General features: G+C 43.1%; 14 protein-coding genes. 8 read left to right on the forward strand and 6 right to left on the reverse strand.

The genetic code is table 11. From position 1 onward, the window contains the following. The first annotated feature begins 124 nt into the window (after positions 1-124). The 3 genes from BLV62_RS02025 to BLV62_RS02040 all read left to right on the forward strand — a co-directional run bounded on the left by BLV62_RS02025 (position 125) and on the right by BLV62_RS02040 (position 4139). A complete protein-coding gene (locus BLV62_RS02025; protein WP_089758181.1) occupies positions 125-1975 on the forward strand; it encodes a hypothetical protein in 1851 nt (616 codons plus the stop codon). A gap of 12 nt (positions 1976-1987) precedes the next feature. Then, positions 1988-2365 (forward strand): hypothetical protein, encoded by a 378-nt coding sequence (locus tag BLV62_RS02030; protein WP_089758183.1) that lies wholly within the window; start codon positions 1988-1990, stop codon positions 2363-2365. 1405 nt (positions 2366-3770) lie between these two features. Beyond that, complete coding sequence (locus BLV62_RS02040) at positions 3771-4139, forward strand: hypothetical protein (RefSeq protein ID WP_089758187.1); 369 nt, start codon at positions 3771-3773, stop codon at positions 4137-4139. A 233-nt stretch (positions 4140-4372) separates the two neighbouring features. Here the strand turns inward: BLV62_RS02040 and BLV62_RS02045 are convergent, their stop codons facing one another. After that, the gene (locus tag BLV62_RS02045; RefSeq protein ID WP_089758189.1) at positions 4373-4753 is read right to left on the reverse strand and encodes a RidA family protein; all 381 of its coding nucleotides are present in this window, start codon (positions 4751-4753) and stop codon (positions 4373-4375) included. Positions 4754-4853: 100 nt separating this feature from the next. Between BLV62_RS02045 and BLV62_RS02050 the strand changes: the two genes are divergently transcribed. From BLV62_RS02050 to BLV62_RS02070, 5 genes are all read left to right on the forward strand, one after another. After that, positions 4854-5519 carry a 3-hydroxyacyl-CoA dehydrogenase family protein gene (locus BLV62_RS02050; protein WP_089758191.1) on the forward strand — a complete coding sequence of 222 codons (666 nt, stop codon included), beginning with the start codon at positions 4854-4856 and terminating at the stop codon, positions 5517-5519. Position 5520: 1 nt separating this feature from the next. After that, positions 5521-6207 carry a tRNA (adenosine(37)-N6)-threonylcarbamoyltransferase complex dimerization subunit type 1 TsaB gene (gene tsaB, locus BLV62_RS02055; protein ID WP_089758193.1) on the forward strand — a complete coding sequence of 229 codons (687 nt, stop codon included), beginning with the start codon at positions 5521-5523 and terminating at the stop codon, positions 6205-6207. A gap of 198 nt (positions 6208-6405) precedes the next feature. Next, positions 6406-6765, forward strand: a complete 360-nt coding sequence (locus BLV62_RS02060; RefSeq protein WP_012788619.1) for an ArsR/SmtB family transcription factor — start codon at positions 6406-6408, stop codon at positions 6763-6765. Between the two features lie 134 nt (positions 6766-6899). Then, the gene (locus BLV62_RS02065) at positions 6900-8303 is read left to right on the forward strand and encodes an MBL fold metallo-hydrolase (RefSeq protein WP_089758195.1); all 1404 of its coding nucleotides are present in this window, start codon (positions 6900-6902) and stop codon (positions 8301-8303) included. A gap of 246 nt (positions 8304-8549) precedes the next feature. Then, positions 8550-9050 carry a BON domain-containing protein gene (locus tag BLV62_RS02070; protein WP_089758198.1) on the forward strand — a complete coding sequence of 167 codons (501 nt, stop codon included), beginning with the start codon at positions 8550-8552 and terminating at the stop codon, positions 9048-9050. Here BLV62_RS02070 and BLV62_RS02075 read toward each other — a convergent pair. From BLV62_RS02075 to BLV62_RS02095, 5 genes are read right to left on the reverse strand one after another with little or no spacing between them, the layout of a single operon-like run. Next, a complete protein-coding gene (locus BLV62_RS02075; protein ID WP_089758200.1) occupies positions 9031-9927 on the reverse strand; it encodes a lysophospholipid acyltransferase family protein in 897 nt (298 codons plus the stop codon). The two genes, BLV62_RS02070 and BLV62_RS02075, sit on opposite strands and share 20 nt — an antisense overlap. Before the next feature lie 54 nt (positions 9928-9981). Continuing rightward, positions 9982-11580 carry an L-aspartate oxidase gene (gene nadB, locus BLV62_RS02080; protein WP_089758202.1) on the reverse strand — a complete coding sequence of 533 codons (1599 nt, stop codon included), beginning with the start codon at positions 11578-11580 and terminating at the stop codon, positions 9982-9984. A 22-nt stretch (positions 11581-11602) separates the two neighbouring features. Then, positions 11603-12277 carry a lysoplasmalogenase gene (locus BLV62_RS02085; RefSeq protein ID WP_089758204.1) on the reverse strand — a complete coding sequence of 225 codons (675 nt, stop codon included), beginning with the start codon at positions 12275-12277 and terminating at the stop codon, positions 11603-11605. A gap of 39 nt (positions 12278-12316) precedes the next feature. Continuing rightward, positions 12317-13657, reverse strand: a complete 1341-nt coding sequence (locus BLV62_RS02090) for a sensor histidine kinase (protein ID WP_089758206.1) — start codon at positions 13655-13657, stop codon at positions 12317-12319. A gap of 5 nt (positions 13658-13662) precedes the next feature. After that, a complete protein-coding gene (locus tag BLV62_RS02095) occupies positions 13663-15009 on the reverse strand; it encodes a sigma-54-dependent transcriptional regulator (protein ID WP_089758208.1) in 1347 nt (448 codons plus the stop codon). Between the last annotated feature and the right edge of the window lie 157 nt (positions 15010-15166).

Below are 15166 nucleotides of genomic sequence, written 5' to 3' on the forward strand. Positions count from 1 at the left end.
TGCACAAAATATCCAAAAAAAGTGGACACAGCCGCTCCCCAACTGGAGCTTGACTGTGTCACAATTATCAATTATTTTTGGTGAGCGGCTGAAATAGTAGGATAACTTTTTAAAATAGACGCTTATGGACTTCTCTTTTCACATACAACAAGGACAGCAACTGTTAGAGAAACAGGATGCGGCATCAATCAAAAAAGCTCTTGAACATTTTAAGAAAGCCAATGAAATGACAGAGGAAGAAGATATAGGAAAGCCAAAAATTCTTTATCATTTAGCTCTTGGCAACTATGTTATTGGACAGATTGAGCAATCATATAAAATTGCACATAAAGCCAAAAGGAGTATTGACATAGCAATTGAGAATAGTATGTTCTCAATGAACAATATGCGTCAAATGCTTGGAGAAGCAGATATTGATGCCTTAATAAGGCATATAGACGAAAAATTCCCACAGGTTGTCTTTCATATTGATACAGAGGATGAAGATTTTGATGAAAACGAGCTTGATTTTTCACACCTTAACCAACTTTATCAAACAGCAGATAAAGAAGAAATTGAACCGCAATTTTCTATTGACGATTTAGATGAAGATGTCTTAATGGCAACATTTTTTGGACTTAGCAGGACAAACGATGAACTTGTTTATTTCGACAAACTAAAAGGAGATGTTTTAAGTTATGTCCAGGGGTATTTTTCATCACACATTGGCGACCAAAGTATTGCAAACAGAAGACTTGCTAATAGAATAACAAACGGAGAACCGACTGACTTTGTGGATGAAGAAAGATATATTTTAATAGACCGACTCAAACTAATTGATTTTCTCAACGAATACAAGAAGCAAACACAAGGAAAAGAGCCCTTTAACTCTTTCGTGGATTACTTTTCTGAAGAAGTTCTTAAAGACTTTACTTACGATGATGACTTAACTATAGATGATTTAGCAAATAGTGCTCATATTCAAGAGAAATTTCACGAATTGTTTGGGAAAAAATATCAGAATAGAGTTATGGAATTACGGAACGACTATAGTGCTATTTTTAAAAAAACGCAAAAGGCTTTGGCACATAGTTGGATTAAACAAAAAGTCTTCAATAAAATAAAGATTGACGAAGAACAGTTAGCTAAAATGAGTGTTGAAGAGCGGTTTCGTTTAAGAAGAAAATGCTCTGAAAATAGAGATATAAAATCACTGCTCACTATTGTAAAGTATCATTTTATCAAAGGCTCTGCTGCAACAAACGAGAGCAACTTTCCTGAGATGTGTTATTACTATGGCAGACTACATCGAGGGGAAGAATTACAGGAATTTTTATCCGATAAAGGCTTTTATCTTTTTATGTTGCCGGAATCCTGCAAGGAGTTAGCACAGAACTTATTAAACATCGGTTATAAATTTCCTCATTTAAACGAAAAGGAAATATCTTATCTCGAACAAAAATATTGTGACCCGAAAACCTTTGAGCTGTTTGACATCATTATGTTTGACAGCGACCAGCTTGGCCGACCAATAAAAAAGTTTGATAAAAATTCATTAACCGTAAAAAACTCAGATTTTTCAAGATACTTTTTACTAAAAGTATATGATTGTTTTTCTGAGAACGAGGAACTTAATGACGGGTACTCTGAAATGTTTGTTTACAGCAGAATAAAAAACGAGATTATACGTAAGGCATATGAAGACGTAGGATTGGGTGAGTATTGCATTGTTCAACCCATTCTTTCAAATGAATTTTGCAATCTTATTAAGGAAAAATATGGCGATGAGTGCTCGAATTATTTTGCGAAGGCACTTTCTTCAGATGAAGACTGGGAGGATTTCAAGAATTCAGACTTTTATCTGCTTAATGCAGACAGTATTGAAGAAGTGGCAAATGATTATTTTCCCAACTCCTCAAATGTTGAAGATGTCAAAGCGGAAGTTGCAAAATTTTGGCTCAATAAAGTAAATTCTCATGAGTATAGATTAACCTAAAATAATTTGATTATGAAACTGGACTTTGTATTTAAATCTTCTGACCATATTCGCTACGAAAATGGCAGACACATATCTGGGCCTCATGGAGGCGCAAGACGAGCAGTGAAAGTTGAGCCAAATATCAATGGAGGTGAAGGTTATACTGTTACACTTTACAATCTTGACGGTAATCACCCATTATGGCAAAACAACATTCAGATGGCACCCAAACAAATGAAAATCATCCAGCAGACAAACGAAAAAATGGTTTTACGTGGCTATGGACACGATGCCATGGGCGGGTCATTTGCAGACTATGGGCTGACAATTAAACTCAAAAATGGAGAATTGGAAAACTGCATTTTGCATATGCACGACAGAGGAGTTGATATAGAGTACTTACCATGACAAAAACCACAGCTAACATTGGTCAATGTTGCACAACTGCCATTTTAAATAATTCTTAGCCACCGCCAGTCCTCCGAATAATAATACGACTTAGCCGACGCCAGTCTTCTCTTGAGATTCTATCAAATAGAATTCTCGATTGCCATCCGTTGCCGAGTGTTTTCACCGGCAATCTATTACAACCTTATTTCTGTTCATAGAGTTCACTGCGAATAAGATAAAAGCACCATCGAGAATATGAAAACCTCTTCTGTTATCAGTTATTGATTGGAAAAATTTTCAGACTGATGGATAACAAAAAAATGTCACTTCACTAATTTTGAAACAGTATTAACACGATTAATATTGACATTAGTTTTTCTAAAAGCGTCCAAAAAATGATAAAATCGACGGAAAAAATTCCAGATGGGCTGAAATGTCAGCAGCTTTTAGGCCAAATTCTTAAGTTTATCATTGGAAATCAATTCGTTATTACCCATGTTTGATGTGTCCCAATATATTACTTTCCTGGTCGTAGCGACCGCTACGACCAGGTTACTATAGATATAATCCAGAAAGTAGCGGAGTTTTACCATATTGACCCATTAAGTCTTCTTGCTATGCCTGCCGGTAGTTTTATTGATAGTGGCAATAATTCACCTTTTGCTATTCATGGTACTGTTACTACTACCGATGAGAAGCAGACTACTTTAATCATGAAATTAATTGAAACCCCAATAGCAATGAATAAGAAGATAGTGGCACAACTGGAAAAGAAATCGTGCGGTATAACTGCACTAGGAGCGTTTTTTACAGTATACTGAAACTTTCAGGCAACAACAAAAATAACGTAGATTTTTAACCGAATTTTCGATAATATTTTCCTTAATTAGAATATAGCTTCTAATTTCTATGGGTTTAAAAATTCAAATAAGATAAGGTAACAATAATTAGTAGCTGCTTTAGTTAACTCCGATCAAAGGACATTTCCCTTTCGCTTGAACTGCCGACTTTCGTTTCTTTAACTACTTTGTTTCTCCCTATTATGAACAATTGAGATCATTTCTGATACTTGTAGTTCGTGCTTATCTAAATGGAGACTATGCCTTCATACGATTTTATATTTTCTCAAAATATAAGCAAGACTGTTTCTGTTGTTGGTGTTCCGCGTTGTTTTGTTTATAAGTGAAGGCAGGAACACACAACAACGGCGAAGGAATATAGTCGGTAGAAAGGCAAAGTCCGTTAAAGCTACGCGAGTACACAAACACCTCCCTTGCGTGTTTGTGTATATACACTCTGCTTGCGTCCTTCGCCTTCTCTAAACAAATCCCCAATCTCTTTTTGCGCAAAAAAACGGGAAGAACCCGAAAACCCGTATAAAAAAGTAGGGAGTATTAATCATTATTTTAAAAACCTTTCAGTTATGAAAATGATTAAATCTATCCTAATTGCTACGGCAATTGTTGCTATCGTTGGAACATTGTTTGCTTTCGCTAAAGCCGAACAACCCGCGCTTAAAGGAAGTAAACCTTTCGCGGATATTTGTTTTCAATTTAATGGTAGTGCAAGTAACGTACATGACCCAAGTCAATACGCGACATTTACTTCAGCGCCTTCTTGTCCGACAGGAACAGATATTCCTTGCGTAGTCTGTGTTGATAATACCAATCCTAATCTTTATGATGCGGCAACAGGCAAGCCAAAGGTTGCATCTGGAACTATTTTAGGCAATGCCATAGACAATAAACTTACCAGTGGAACAGGGTTTACTATTACGTATAAACGGAACTAACAAATGGGCGATTATGAGAAAACGGGAAGGTTAATCCTTCCCGTTTTTTTGTTGCCAATACCCAACAATAAAACTAAATAAATTAGCACGAAAAAACTGGTATATTAATCCCGTTTATTTTACACTCCCTTTCGCTCCTTTGCTTCTTAAAATAGTCTCTTCTCCCTTTGCTTTCTTATTTCCCTTAAAAAAATTCCTTACGCCTCTTTGCCCCTTTGCCTCTTTGCGTGAAACTATTTCACCGCGATTACGGAGATTTCCACGTTCACTCCTTTAGGCAGTGCCGCTACCTGTACGGTTTCGCGGGCAGGGAAGTCGCTTGTGAAATAGGTGCCGTATACTTCATTTACCTGTGGAAAGGTTTTCATGTCTGTCAGGAAGATAGTGGTTTTAACTACGTCACCGAAGCCCATGCCGGCTGCTTCAAGGATTGCCTGCAGGTTTTTCATTACCTGGTGAGTAGCCGCTTCGATACCCGTTTCTACGAGGTTGCCGGTGGCAGGGTCGATAGGGATCTGGCCGGATACATAAAGTGTATTGCCTGCCAGGACAGATTGGTTGTAAGGTCCGATAGGAGCGGGGGCATTGGTTGTGTTAATGATTTTCTTTTCCATATAAAACGAAGTCTTGTTTTAAATTGATCGCCACAAAGATACGGTTGTTGATTGCGCAATAATTAATGATTCTTTATTAGGTTTGCCAAAATTTTATGCTATGAACATCCTGGTGATAGCAGATGCTCAGCGGTATGATGAGTTAATGGAGAAAGGAATAGCCAAACATCATCAGATCCAGTGGAAAACAAGCCTGGAAGAAGTGAAGATGCTGAATGTTTTTGACCTGGTTATTGATATGTTGTTCGACGACCGTACAGAGCATGCGCTGGTGTATGCAAAGAATCCTTCTATTCCTGTATTGGCGGGGATAGTAAAAACTTCTTTGGCTGAACTGATGAGCCAATACGCTTTTGAGCAGGGTTTTAATATTATGGGTTGCAACTTTCTGCCGGGGATGATCAACATGCCGGTGATGGAGGTTTCGGTTCTGGAAGAAGCGCAGCAGTTGACGTTATCCAACATCATGTACGACCTGGGTTGGGAATACCTGCTGGTAGCGGATAGCGTGGGATTGGTTACCCCGAGGGTCGTTTGCATGATCATCAATGAAGCTTACCTGGCAGCAGAAGAAGGTACTGCATCGCAGGAGGATATTGATACCTCCATGAGGCTTGGAACTAATTATCCTTACGGGCCGTTCGAATGGAGTGAAAGGATGGGCGTACGACATGTTTATGAAGTGTTGAAAGCAATCCAGGAAGCAACGGGCGACAGCCGCTATACAGTGGCTGCATCATTACAAACAGCATACGAAGCAATTTAACATGGTAATACTGAATATAGATACTGCAACAACAATAGGATCTGTGAGTCTTGCGATCGATGGCAAGGCTGTGCAAACGTTAACCAACAACAAACAACAGGATCATGCTGCTTCCATTGTTGGATTTGTTCAGGCGTTGATGAAGGAAAACAATATAACGCCTTCGCAGATCGACGCTATTGCAGTAAGCGCCGGCCCGGGCTCATATACAGGATTACGTGTAGGCGTTGCCACCGCAAAAGGTTTATGTTATGCATGGAATAAACCTTTAATTGCTGTATCCACACTGCAGTTGATGGCAGCAGGTTTATACGCCGGGGTGCAGGACAATGAAGCCTGGTATTGCCCCATGATAGATGCACGAAGACAAGAAGTTTTTACCGCCATATATGATAATAGTTTAAAAGAAGTGTTGCCTCCCCAGGCTATGATCTTAACCCCGGAAAGTTTCATTTCGCAGCTGGATCAGAAGAAGATTTTCTTTTTTGGAGATGGCAGTCCGAAGTGGGAACTGATGTTATCTTCACATAAAAATGCTATTTTTGCTAAATATGTGATAAGTGCTGCACACATGTCGGCGCTTTCAGCGAAGTTTTACACTGAAAAACAATTCGTTGATCTCGCATACTTTAGTCCTTTTTACCTGAAGCAATTCTATACCCCGAAAAGCCCTAACACGAACGTTTGATTTGTCACAGGATTGTCAAATTACATCTATTTTGCAAGTATCTGGGGGATATATATGATAAAATAAGGTATGGAAATTTTTTTTATTGTGATAGATATTATATTTTTGTATAAATCGATAACCGCAATTGTTCTCTAACTGTTTGCGAGTACTGTCCGTTGATCCCTTTCATTTCATCATTTTTTAAACTATTATGCGATGGAAAAAACATTATTAACTACCTCTTCTAATACTCTTATTATTTCTAGAGGTACCAATGAAAAAGACCAGATCAAATTGGATTACATTGCCGTGAAGAAAGCTGCTATGGTTCTGCGAGCTATCAACCATAAGCTGCGCCAGCAAATGATAAAATTGCTGGAAGACCACAAAAAAATGACCGTAACTGAAATTTACGTCAAATTGCGTCTGGAACAATCGGTAGCATCGCAACATCTCGCTATTTTAAGGCGGGCTGGCATTGTAATTACAGAAAGAGATGGTAAGTTCATTCACTACACCATTAACAAGCAACGTATTGCTGAAGTGGCGAAGTTCGTGGAAGAACTTGTTGGTTAATAACATTAATCGCCGTACTTGGGTACGAAAACGATATAAAAAAGTAGCCGAACCGGCTACTTTTTTATTTTTATATAGATTTTATCCATGAGGAGACCATTGCAGAAGTTGTAAATTTGTAAAAATCAAAAACCATGTTCGTAAAACAATTGTACACCAACTGTTTGTCAGAAGCTGCATATTTCATTGAATCTGATGGAGTTGCAGCGGTGATAGACCCATTAAGAGATATAGACGTATATCTTGAGTTGGCCAAGGAAAGGAACGCAACCATTCAATACATTTTTGAAACGCACTTCCATGCCGATTTCGTTTCAGGACACCTGGAACTGGCAGCAGCTACCGGCGCAAAGATCATCTATGGTCCCAATGCCGTAACCAGCTTCGAAAGCTATAAAGCTAAAGACAACGAAACCTTTGCCATCGGCGCCCTGACACTGCAGGTTCTGCACACGCCCGGCCACACCCTCGAATCGTCATGCTACCTGCTGAAAGACGAACAACAACAGCCTTACGCCCTGTTTACAGGCGATACCCTGTTTGTTGGCGATGTTGGACGCCCGGATCTTTTCAGCGGCAACCTGACCAAAGAAGAACTGGCCGCTCACCTGTTCGATTCCCTGAACAACAAGATCAAAACCCTGCCAGACCAGGTAATTGTATACCCTGCACACGGCCCCGGATCTGCATGCGGCAAAAACCTTGGTCCTAATACTTTCAGCACCATCGGCGAACAAAAAGCAACCAACTATGCTTTACTCGCTACAGATAAAGAAGCTTTTATCCAGGAAGTGACTTCAGGGTTATCTACACCTCCTTCTTACTTCCCTATCAACGCAAAGATCAACCAGGAAGGCTACGACGCTTTATCGGCAATCCTCGAAAAGGCAATGAAACCATTGTCGCCTGCCGAGTTCAAAGCAAAGGCAAAAGCCGGCGCAGTGATCGTAGATACCCGTAACGCAGTGGTATTCGGGGAAGGGTTTGTTCCCGGATCTATCAGCATCGGGCTGGAAGGACGCTTTGCAGAATGGGCGGGAAGCCTCCTGCCATTCGACCAGGAGATCATCCTCGTTACTCCTTTGGGTAAAGAAGAAGAAACAGTTGTTCGCCTGGCTCGCGTAGGCTTCGACAATGTTGTCGGCTACCTCGAAGGCAGCTATGAAGCCTGGGTGGCTGCAGGTGAAGGCATAGATATGATCATCACCGTAGAACCGGACGAACTGGCGATGGACCTTCCTCACGATCCAAACCTGGTGATCCTGGATGTCCGCAAGCCAATAGAATTCGCTGACGGCCACATTAAAGCAGCTATCAACCTGCCATTGAACGAAATGACAGATCCGGGCAAAATGAGCGACCTGGAAGAACATCATAACCTCTACGTTCATTGCCAGGGCGGTTACCGCAGCATCATCGCCTGCTCCCTGCTGAAGAGAGAAGGAATACATAACCTCCGCAACGTAGAAGGCGGCTTCGCTAAAATGAAAGACGAAAAAGGCCTCGAAGTAGTGCAGGAAAAAACAGTCCTCAACTAGTTTCACGCAAAGGCGCTAAGGGGGCCAAGAGGCGTAAGATTTTTTTAAGAAAATAAGGAAGCAAAGAGCCGAAGATTATGTTGTATACATAGTCTTCGGCTCTTTGTTTTCTTAAAATTCACTGCAATTAATATTCTTTTGCTTCTTCGCTCCTTAAAAAACTCTTATGTTTCTTGGCCTTCTTAGCGCCTCTGCGTGAAACCTCTGCGTGAAACTTCGTATCTTCTGGATGCTAAATTGTTTGTTATGAGTTCCAGTTACGGATCAACGGTATTTATACAGCTTGCATTGGCCTTGTCCCTGATCTCCTGCCGGCCTTCCGACGAAAAGTTGAAGGCTGAGATCAACGAACGTTTAAGCATGATACCCGGCATTTCAGCTACGGTGAAAGACGGTAAAGTTACCTTGCATGGTACAGTAAAGGACGAAGTGGCCAAATCGGCTGTAGAAGATGCACTGAAAGAAATTAAAGGCATTCGCTCCATCGAAGACAGTGCAGTGATCTTTAAACCGCCTGTGGCTGCGGAACCAGTGCCTGTAGCGCTCAATGCAGATCAGCAGCTGCAGAAAACATTAGATTCTGTATATCGCGCAGGCGGCATCACCACCGTAGACGCTTTCATAAAAGATGGTACCATCACTTTAGAGGGCGTGGCTAAAAGCAAAGACATCAGCAAGGTGCTTCGTATCACCCGCCAGTACTCAACCGGGAAGATCGAAAATAATATTAAGCGGGTAAATCGTTAGACTTTGGAACAGGGGCGGCGGCGCCTTTATACTGGTGCTTCCACCGGCGGTGACTCCATACCCAGACTTCAGGCTGCTCGTGGATATTCTTTTCAAGGAAACGTACAAAAGCCTCTGTGATCTTGCCGTCTGGCTCCTGTCGGGGGTTTTCGAATGCGAGTTGCAGGGAGGCATGATAGTATCCTCGTTTTGTTTTCCGGATATCGACAAATACAACAGGGATGTTGCTTCTTTTAGCGCCCATTTCAGGGCCCTTGTAGAACGGGGTCATTTTATTGAGGAAAGGATACCAGAAGCAGGAGCGGGGATTGCCCGGGTTCTGATCTGCCACCAGCGCTATCAGGTACTGTTTATTGGCCCAGGCCCTCATGCTGTTGCCCATATCATTGGCCGGGATCAGTATAGAACCGAACTTTTCCCTGAAATGCCTGAAAAGCCTGTCGGCCGGCTTGCTGGTCAATGGCATATACACTACCAGGAAGGGGAATGCAACGCCCTGCATACAGAAAAGGTTTGCCCACTCCCAGTTGAAGTTATGTCCCAGGTGTAACTGGCAGCTCTTTCCTTCTGCATACAGTTGATGGAGGACTGTCAGATCGCACTGAAAACGTTTCTTCAGGGAGCGTTTACTCATAGTGAGCAGCTTGATGGTTTCCACCATCATATCTGTCAGGTTCCGGTAGTATTTCCTGGCCAGTACGGTTAATTCCTTATCTGTTTTTTCCGGGAAAGCCTGGCGAAGATTGGCCATAACAACTTTCTTCCTGTACCCGATAACATGATACACCAGTACATACAGCAGGTCGCTGATGAAGTAAAGAACCGGGAAAGGCAGAATAGAAAGACTATAGCAAAACGCCAACAGCAGATAGTACATGTTTCCTGTTGTTATAAACCAACCGTAAAGGTAATGAAATGAGCTGGTTAAGCCTTATAATACAATATTCTGAACCAATTCGCTCTTATACGGATAGTCGGTATTGTAATGTAAGCCCCTGCTTTCTTTCCTGAAGGCGGCCCCTTTAACGATCAGGTACCCTACGGTAATAAGGTTGCGCAGTTCGCAGAGCTGAGGCGATACCATCGTCTCTTCATAGAGGGCTTCTGTTTCTTCATGCAACATATCCAGCCGGCGCAGCGCACGTTCAAGACGTACATTCGTTCTTACAATACCTACATAGTCGCTCATGATCTGTTTCAGCTCTTTCAGGCTTTGAGTGATAAGGATCATTTCCTTAGGCGCTGTAGTGCCTGTGGCATCCCAGTCCGGAACATTCTCTTTGTATTCAAGCTTTTCTATCTGGCTGGTTGCATCCACAAAACAACGATGCGCAAACACCATCGCTTCAAGCAGGGAATTGGATGCCAGGCGGTTAGCTCCATGCAGGCCGGTGCTGGCGCATTCTCCGCAGGCGTATAAATTTCGGATAGAGGTTTGTCCCCGTTCATTGGTCTTGATGCCTCCGCAACTATAATGCGCTGCAGGAGCTACCGGGATCATCTGTTTAGTGACATCTATACCTAGTGACAAACATTTTTCGTAGATGTTCGGGAAATGATGAATGAACTTTTCAATATCCATATGCCGGCAATCCAGGTATACATACTCTGTTCCGGTGATCTTCATCTCGCTGTCTATAGCCCTGGCCACAATGTCGCGGGGAGCAAGGGATAAGCGGGAATCGTATTTATGCATAAAATCTTCTCCATGCACATTCCTTAAAATACCGCCATCGCCACGTACTGCTTCTGTAATAAGGAAAGAATTGTTCACTCCCGGCTCATAAAGTGCGGTAGGGTGGAACTGGATGAATTCCATATTCTCTATCCGCCCTTTTGCACGGTATACCATGGCTACGCCATCGCCTGTTGCGATACTTGGATTGGTAGTGCTCCTATAGGCCTGCCCGTTACCCCCGGTTGCCAGCAGGGTAACTTTCGCCAGTATCTTTTCGATTTTATTGGTAGAAAGGTTTAGCACATAAACCCCATAGCATTCAATATCGGGGGTCGATTTGGTTACCAGGTAACCCAGGTGATGCTGGGTGATCAGGTCTACCACGAAGCAATGGCTGATCAGTTCAATGTTGGGCCTTTTATGAATAGCCGCTAACAATGCCCTTTCAATCTCTTTACCCGTAACATCCTTGTGATGAATTACCCTGAAAACGGAATGACCGCCTTCCCGGCCAACCGAAAAATCGCCGTCGGGGTTTTTATCGAAGTTCGCTCCCCATTCGATGATCTCATTTACCCGGTCTGGCCCTTCTGTAACCACAATTTTAACTACCTGTTCGTTACAAAGCCCGTCGCCGGCTATAAGCGTATCTTCTATATGCTTTTCAAAGCTATCGTTCTCCAGGTCGTTCACTACCGCTACTCCGCCCTGGGCATATTTAGTATTGGTTTCGTCTTCCCGGCTTTTGGTAATGATCGTAATTTTCTTATCAGGACACTGTTGTGATACCTTAAGTGCGTAAGTAAGTCCGGCAATCCCTGAACCGATGACAAGAAAGTCTGTTTTCTGCATAGTGGTGTAAAAATAAGAAGATTTACCCTTTGCTTTCGAAATACTTTACGCTTCCGTAAACAAGCCCCGATTGTGCGAGGCCATAGGTTAGCATAACCAGCATATCCCCGCCGGGTATGGGCTGGTAAAATTTCTGGAATGCGATCAGGCTGTCCGATATCATGAATAATACTGCCCCTATAACGCAATATATCGCCATGGGTTGCCGCTTGAAATGGAAAGCGTGTATCGTGCTTTGCACATTAATGCTGATCGCTAACGCATAAAGGATCACCGGCCAGGTGAATGAGCCGGTGTAAGGCGCCAGGAACAGTATAAAAGCAATGGCCGCTGCGGCATTCAGAAAAATGTATGGGTATTTGCATAAAGGAACGGGAGGGTTGCTATACCTGATTTTCAGGAAGAAAACAATGTAGGCAATGTGGGCCAGGAAGAAGCTTCCCAATCCCGGCAGGAATAACCGGTCGCCATCATACAGCAGCAAGTCGTCGCCCAGCGACGAAAACAATAAAGCTGCCAGCAGGAAGTTCCTGTAAGCGCCCGGGATAGCCACATTGGAATACAATGCATAAATCACCAACAACAGCATTAATAACGGCTTCGTAGCAACCCGGTATGCTTCTGCGTGGAAAGCGATAAGTAAGATGTCTGCCAACAGTAATAGGAAGTATAGTAACAGGCTGGAAGAACGAAGCATAGAGAAAAGATTATGCTTAAATTTAAATAAAATTTCCTGTTAAGTAGGGAGAAGAATATAAAACGTAGTACCGTTGCCGTTAACTCCCGGGCTGCTCACCTTCAGTTGTCCGCCGTGAAGCTGGATGATCTGTTGGGAAAGACTTAGCCCGATACCCGAACCTTTCTTTTTAGTAGTGAAGAAAGGAATAAAGATTTTGTTCATCGCATCAGCATCGATGCCCGGCCCGTTATCCGTGATCTCAATCGCCATCTGCTGCGCATTATTGAGATATAAACGGATGTCGATCTGCGGATTGCTTGTATGCTCCAGGGCGTCCATGGCGTTTTTAACCAGGTTGATGAGCACCATCTGCAACTGCGATATATCCGCATGGGTTTCTATGGTATCCACTTCCACGTCAATGTTCAGCTGTATGCCGGCCTGCTTCATCTCGGCCTGCAGAAGGCTGCCGATGGAAGTAAGCAATGTTTTTACATTTACAATGGTGAACTGCGGCTGCGGCAAGGTTGTATAATCGCGGTAAGCGTTAACAAAGTTCATGATCCCTTTGCTGCGGCTTTCTACCGTTTGCAGGGCTTCCCGCAGATCTGCAATACCTTCGTTGTTCTGCGCTGTAGGCGCAATATCCAGGTCTACTATTTCCTGCATGGTGCTGATCAGCGACACGATAGGCGTAATAGAGTTCATGATCTCATGACGCAGGATCTTGGTAAGGTTTTGCCAGGCTTCCAGTTCTTTTTTCTGAAGTTCTGAATGGATGTTCTGGATAGAAATAAGTTTGATCAACCTTCCCTGCAACCGCACCGTAGCGGCGTTGATAGAAAGCTGTTGTTCCTGCCTGGTGGCATAGAGGGTTTTGTTGCCCGACGGGAGTTCTGAAAGCAATTCGGCCAGGCCCGGATGCACCGTTTTCAACTCCTGTATGTATCGCAGCCTGTATATCCCCAGCAGCCTGAAAGCCGCAGGGTTAATGAGTTCTATCTTCCCATCCTGGTCAAACGACAGCACCCCGATACTGATATGCTGTACAATGGTATCGATGTATTTAAGGTTGGCTTCCTTTTCAGCACGGGTTTGCCTGAAGGCTTCCAGTACTTCATTGAATTGTTGATTCAGCATGGTGAAACTTTTTCCCAGCTTGTTATCGGCGCTGAAGCGGATAGAGAAATCTTCATACCGGATAGATTCCAGGAACAGTGTAAGCTTCCTGTTAATGCGGTTAAGGTAGTAGTACATGGCGTACATCTGTACCAGGATGAACGGCGTTAACAACAATGTAAGGGGCTTCATGCCTGCAAACCAGAACCATGCAGCAGCAGCTATTGTTGCTGTTAACAGCAATACCCGCAGGGAGATATTTATGCTGAACCTGTTCATTCAATTCAGATGTTATATTTTTCCAGGCGCCTGTAAAGTGCAGCCCTGCTGAGTCCCAGCTCCTTTGCCGCTTCTGTGATATTGCCATTACACTTTTTCATTGCTTGTGTAATGATATTGCGCTCCATTTCTTCCAGATTATAACCGGTATCGGATGGCTGATCATTGTTCTGGTTATTCTTGATGAACACATCTTTAGGTTGCAATGATTTGCCTTGAGCAAGGATAACCGCTCTTTCAATCGCATGTTGCAATTCCCTGATATTACCCGGCCAGTCGTACTTTTCCAGTTGGTTGATCAATGAGTCCTGCAGGCTGTTCACAGGGCGTTTGTATTTATCCCTGTATACCTGTAAAAAGTGTTCTGCCAGTAGAACGATGTCTTCTTTCCGTTCTCTCAGCGCCGGCAGCTGGATCTCGATGGTGTTGATCCTGTAAAGAAGATCCTGCCTGAACAGTTGTTGCGTGGCCAGGTGCTGGATGTTGCGGTTGGTAGCGCAGATCAGCCTCACGTCAATGGGAATGGGTTTGTTGGAACCTACCTTTGTAACATACCTGTTCTGCAGTACTGTCAGCAGTTTGGCCTGTAAGGGAATAGAGATATTTCCTATTTCATCCAGGAAAATGGTACCTCCGTTAGCTTCTTCGAAACGTCCTGTCCTGTCTTCCCTTGCATCTGTAAACGCTCCTTTCACATGGCCAAACAACTCGCTTTCAAAAAGGTTTTCGCTGATGGCTCCCAGGTCTACGCTCACGAAGGGCTTATTGCTGCGGTGCGATTGTGCATGTATCTGCCGCGCCAGCAGGTCTTTACCTGTTCCGTTTTCTCCCAGTATCAGTATATTGGCATCGGTAGCGGCAACGCGGGAAATAGTATCAAATATCGCCAGCATCGCAGGGCTTTTGCCGATAATGTTCATGTTGGTGCTGCCCGGGGTAGGAACGGCTATCGGTTTATTCTGTTTCGCGTTCCTCTTATCGTAAGCAGTTTGGATGGTTGCCAGCAGTTTCTCGTTTTCCCAGGGTTTTAACACGAAGTCAGTAGCCCCTGCTTTGATAGCTCTTACAGCCATTTCTACATCTCCGTACGCTGTGAACAAGACGACCGCCGTATCCGGTTTTATGTCCAGTATGCGATCCAGCCATTCAAAGCCTTCTTTCCCGCTACTGAGGTCCCTGGTGAAATTCATATCCAGTAGGATGACATCATAGTCGAAATTCGTTACCAGGTAAGGAATCTTTTGGGGATTCTTCTCAAAATCTACCTGTTCAAAATGCCTTTTAAGCAATAATCTCGCTGCTCTCAACACATCAACATCATCATCAACAATTAAGATTTTTCCGGGTTGCATAACTTTTAGTTTCGAAGGGTGAATAGGTGACAATATTAAACAAAGATTTTTTCAATGCCACAGCTAATTTCAGGAACTTTTAAAAGTGTCCGATTATGAACGTTCCTTGTCCGCCATAGGACGTTTTAAAAAGCCTTAAATCCTTTGAAATCGGCTG

The sequence above is a fragment of the Chitinophaga terrae (ex Kim and Jung 2007) genome (assembly GCF_900107795.1).
Taxonomy (GTDB): domain Bacteria; phylum Bacteroidota; class Bacteroidia; order Chitinophagales; family Chitinophagaceae; genus Chitinophaga; species Chitinophaga terrae.

Bases quoted from the DNA above. Each gene is read 5' to 3' on its own strand.
- BLV62_RS02060 (WP_012788619.1), top strand. From the start codon at position 6,406: ATGGAAAAAACATTATTAACTACCTCTTCTAATACTCTTATTATTTCT.
- BLV62_RS02030 (WP_089758183.1), top strand. From the start codon at position 1,988: ATGAAACTGGACTTTGTATTTAAATCTTCTGACCATATTCGCTACGAA.
- BLV62_RS02085 (WP_089758204.1), bottom strand. From the start codon at position 12,277: ATGCTTCGTTCTTCCAGCCTGTTACTATACTTCCTATTACTGTTGGCA.
- BLV62_RS02045 (WP_089758189.1), bottom strand. From the start codon at position 4,753: ATGGAAAAGAAAATCATTAACACAACCAATGCCCCCGCTCCTATCGGA.
- BLV62_RS02065 (WP_089758195.1), top strand. From the start codon at position 6,900: ATGTTCGTAAAACAATTGTACACCAACTGTTTGTCAGAAGCTGCATAT.
- BLV62_RS02075 (WP_089758200.1), bottom strand. From the start codon at position 9,927: ATGTACTATCTGCTGTTGGCGTTTTGCTATAGTCTTTCTATTCTGCCT.
- BLV62_RS02050 (WP_089758191.1), top strand. From the start codon at position 4,854: ATGAACATCCTGGTGATAGCAGATGCTCAGCGGTATGATGAGTTAATG.
- BLV62_RS02070 (WP_089758198.1), top strand. From the start codon at position 8,550: ATGAGTTCCAGTTACGGATCAACGGTATTTATACAGCTTGCATTGGCC.
- BLV62_RS02095 (WP_089758208.1), bottom strand. From the start codon at position 15,009: ATGCAACCCGGAAAAATCTTAATTGTTGATGATGATGTTGATGTGTTG.
- BLV62_RS02025 (WP_089758181.1), top strand. From the start codon at position 125: ATGGACTTCTCTTTTCACATACAACAAGGACAGCAACTGTTAGAGAAA.
- tsaB (WP_089758193.1), top strand. From the start codon at position 5,521: ATGGTAATACTGAATATAGATACTGCAACAACAATAGGATCTGTGAGT.
- BLV62_RS02040 (WP_089758187.1), top strand. From the start codon at position 3,771: ATGAAAATGATTAAATCTATCCTAATTGCTACGGCAATTGTTGCTATC.
- nadB (WP_089758202.1), bottom strand. From the start codon at position 11,580: ATGCAGAAAACAGACTTTCTTGTCATCGGTTCAGGGATTGCCGGACTT.
- BLV62_RS02090 (WP_089758206.1), bottom strand. From the start codon at position 13,657: ATGAACAGGTTCAGCATAAATATCTCCCTGCGGGTATTGCTGTTAACA.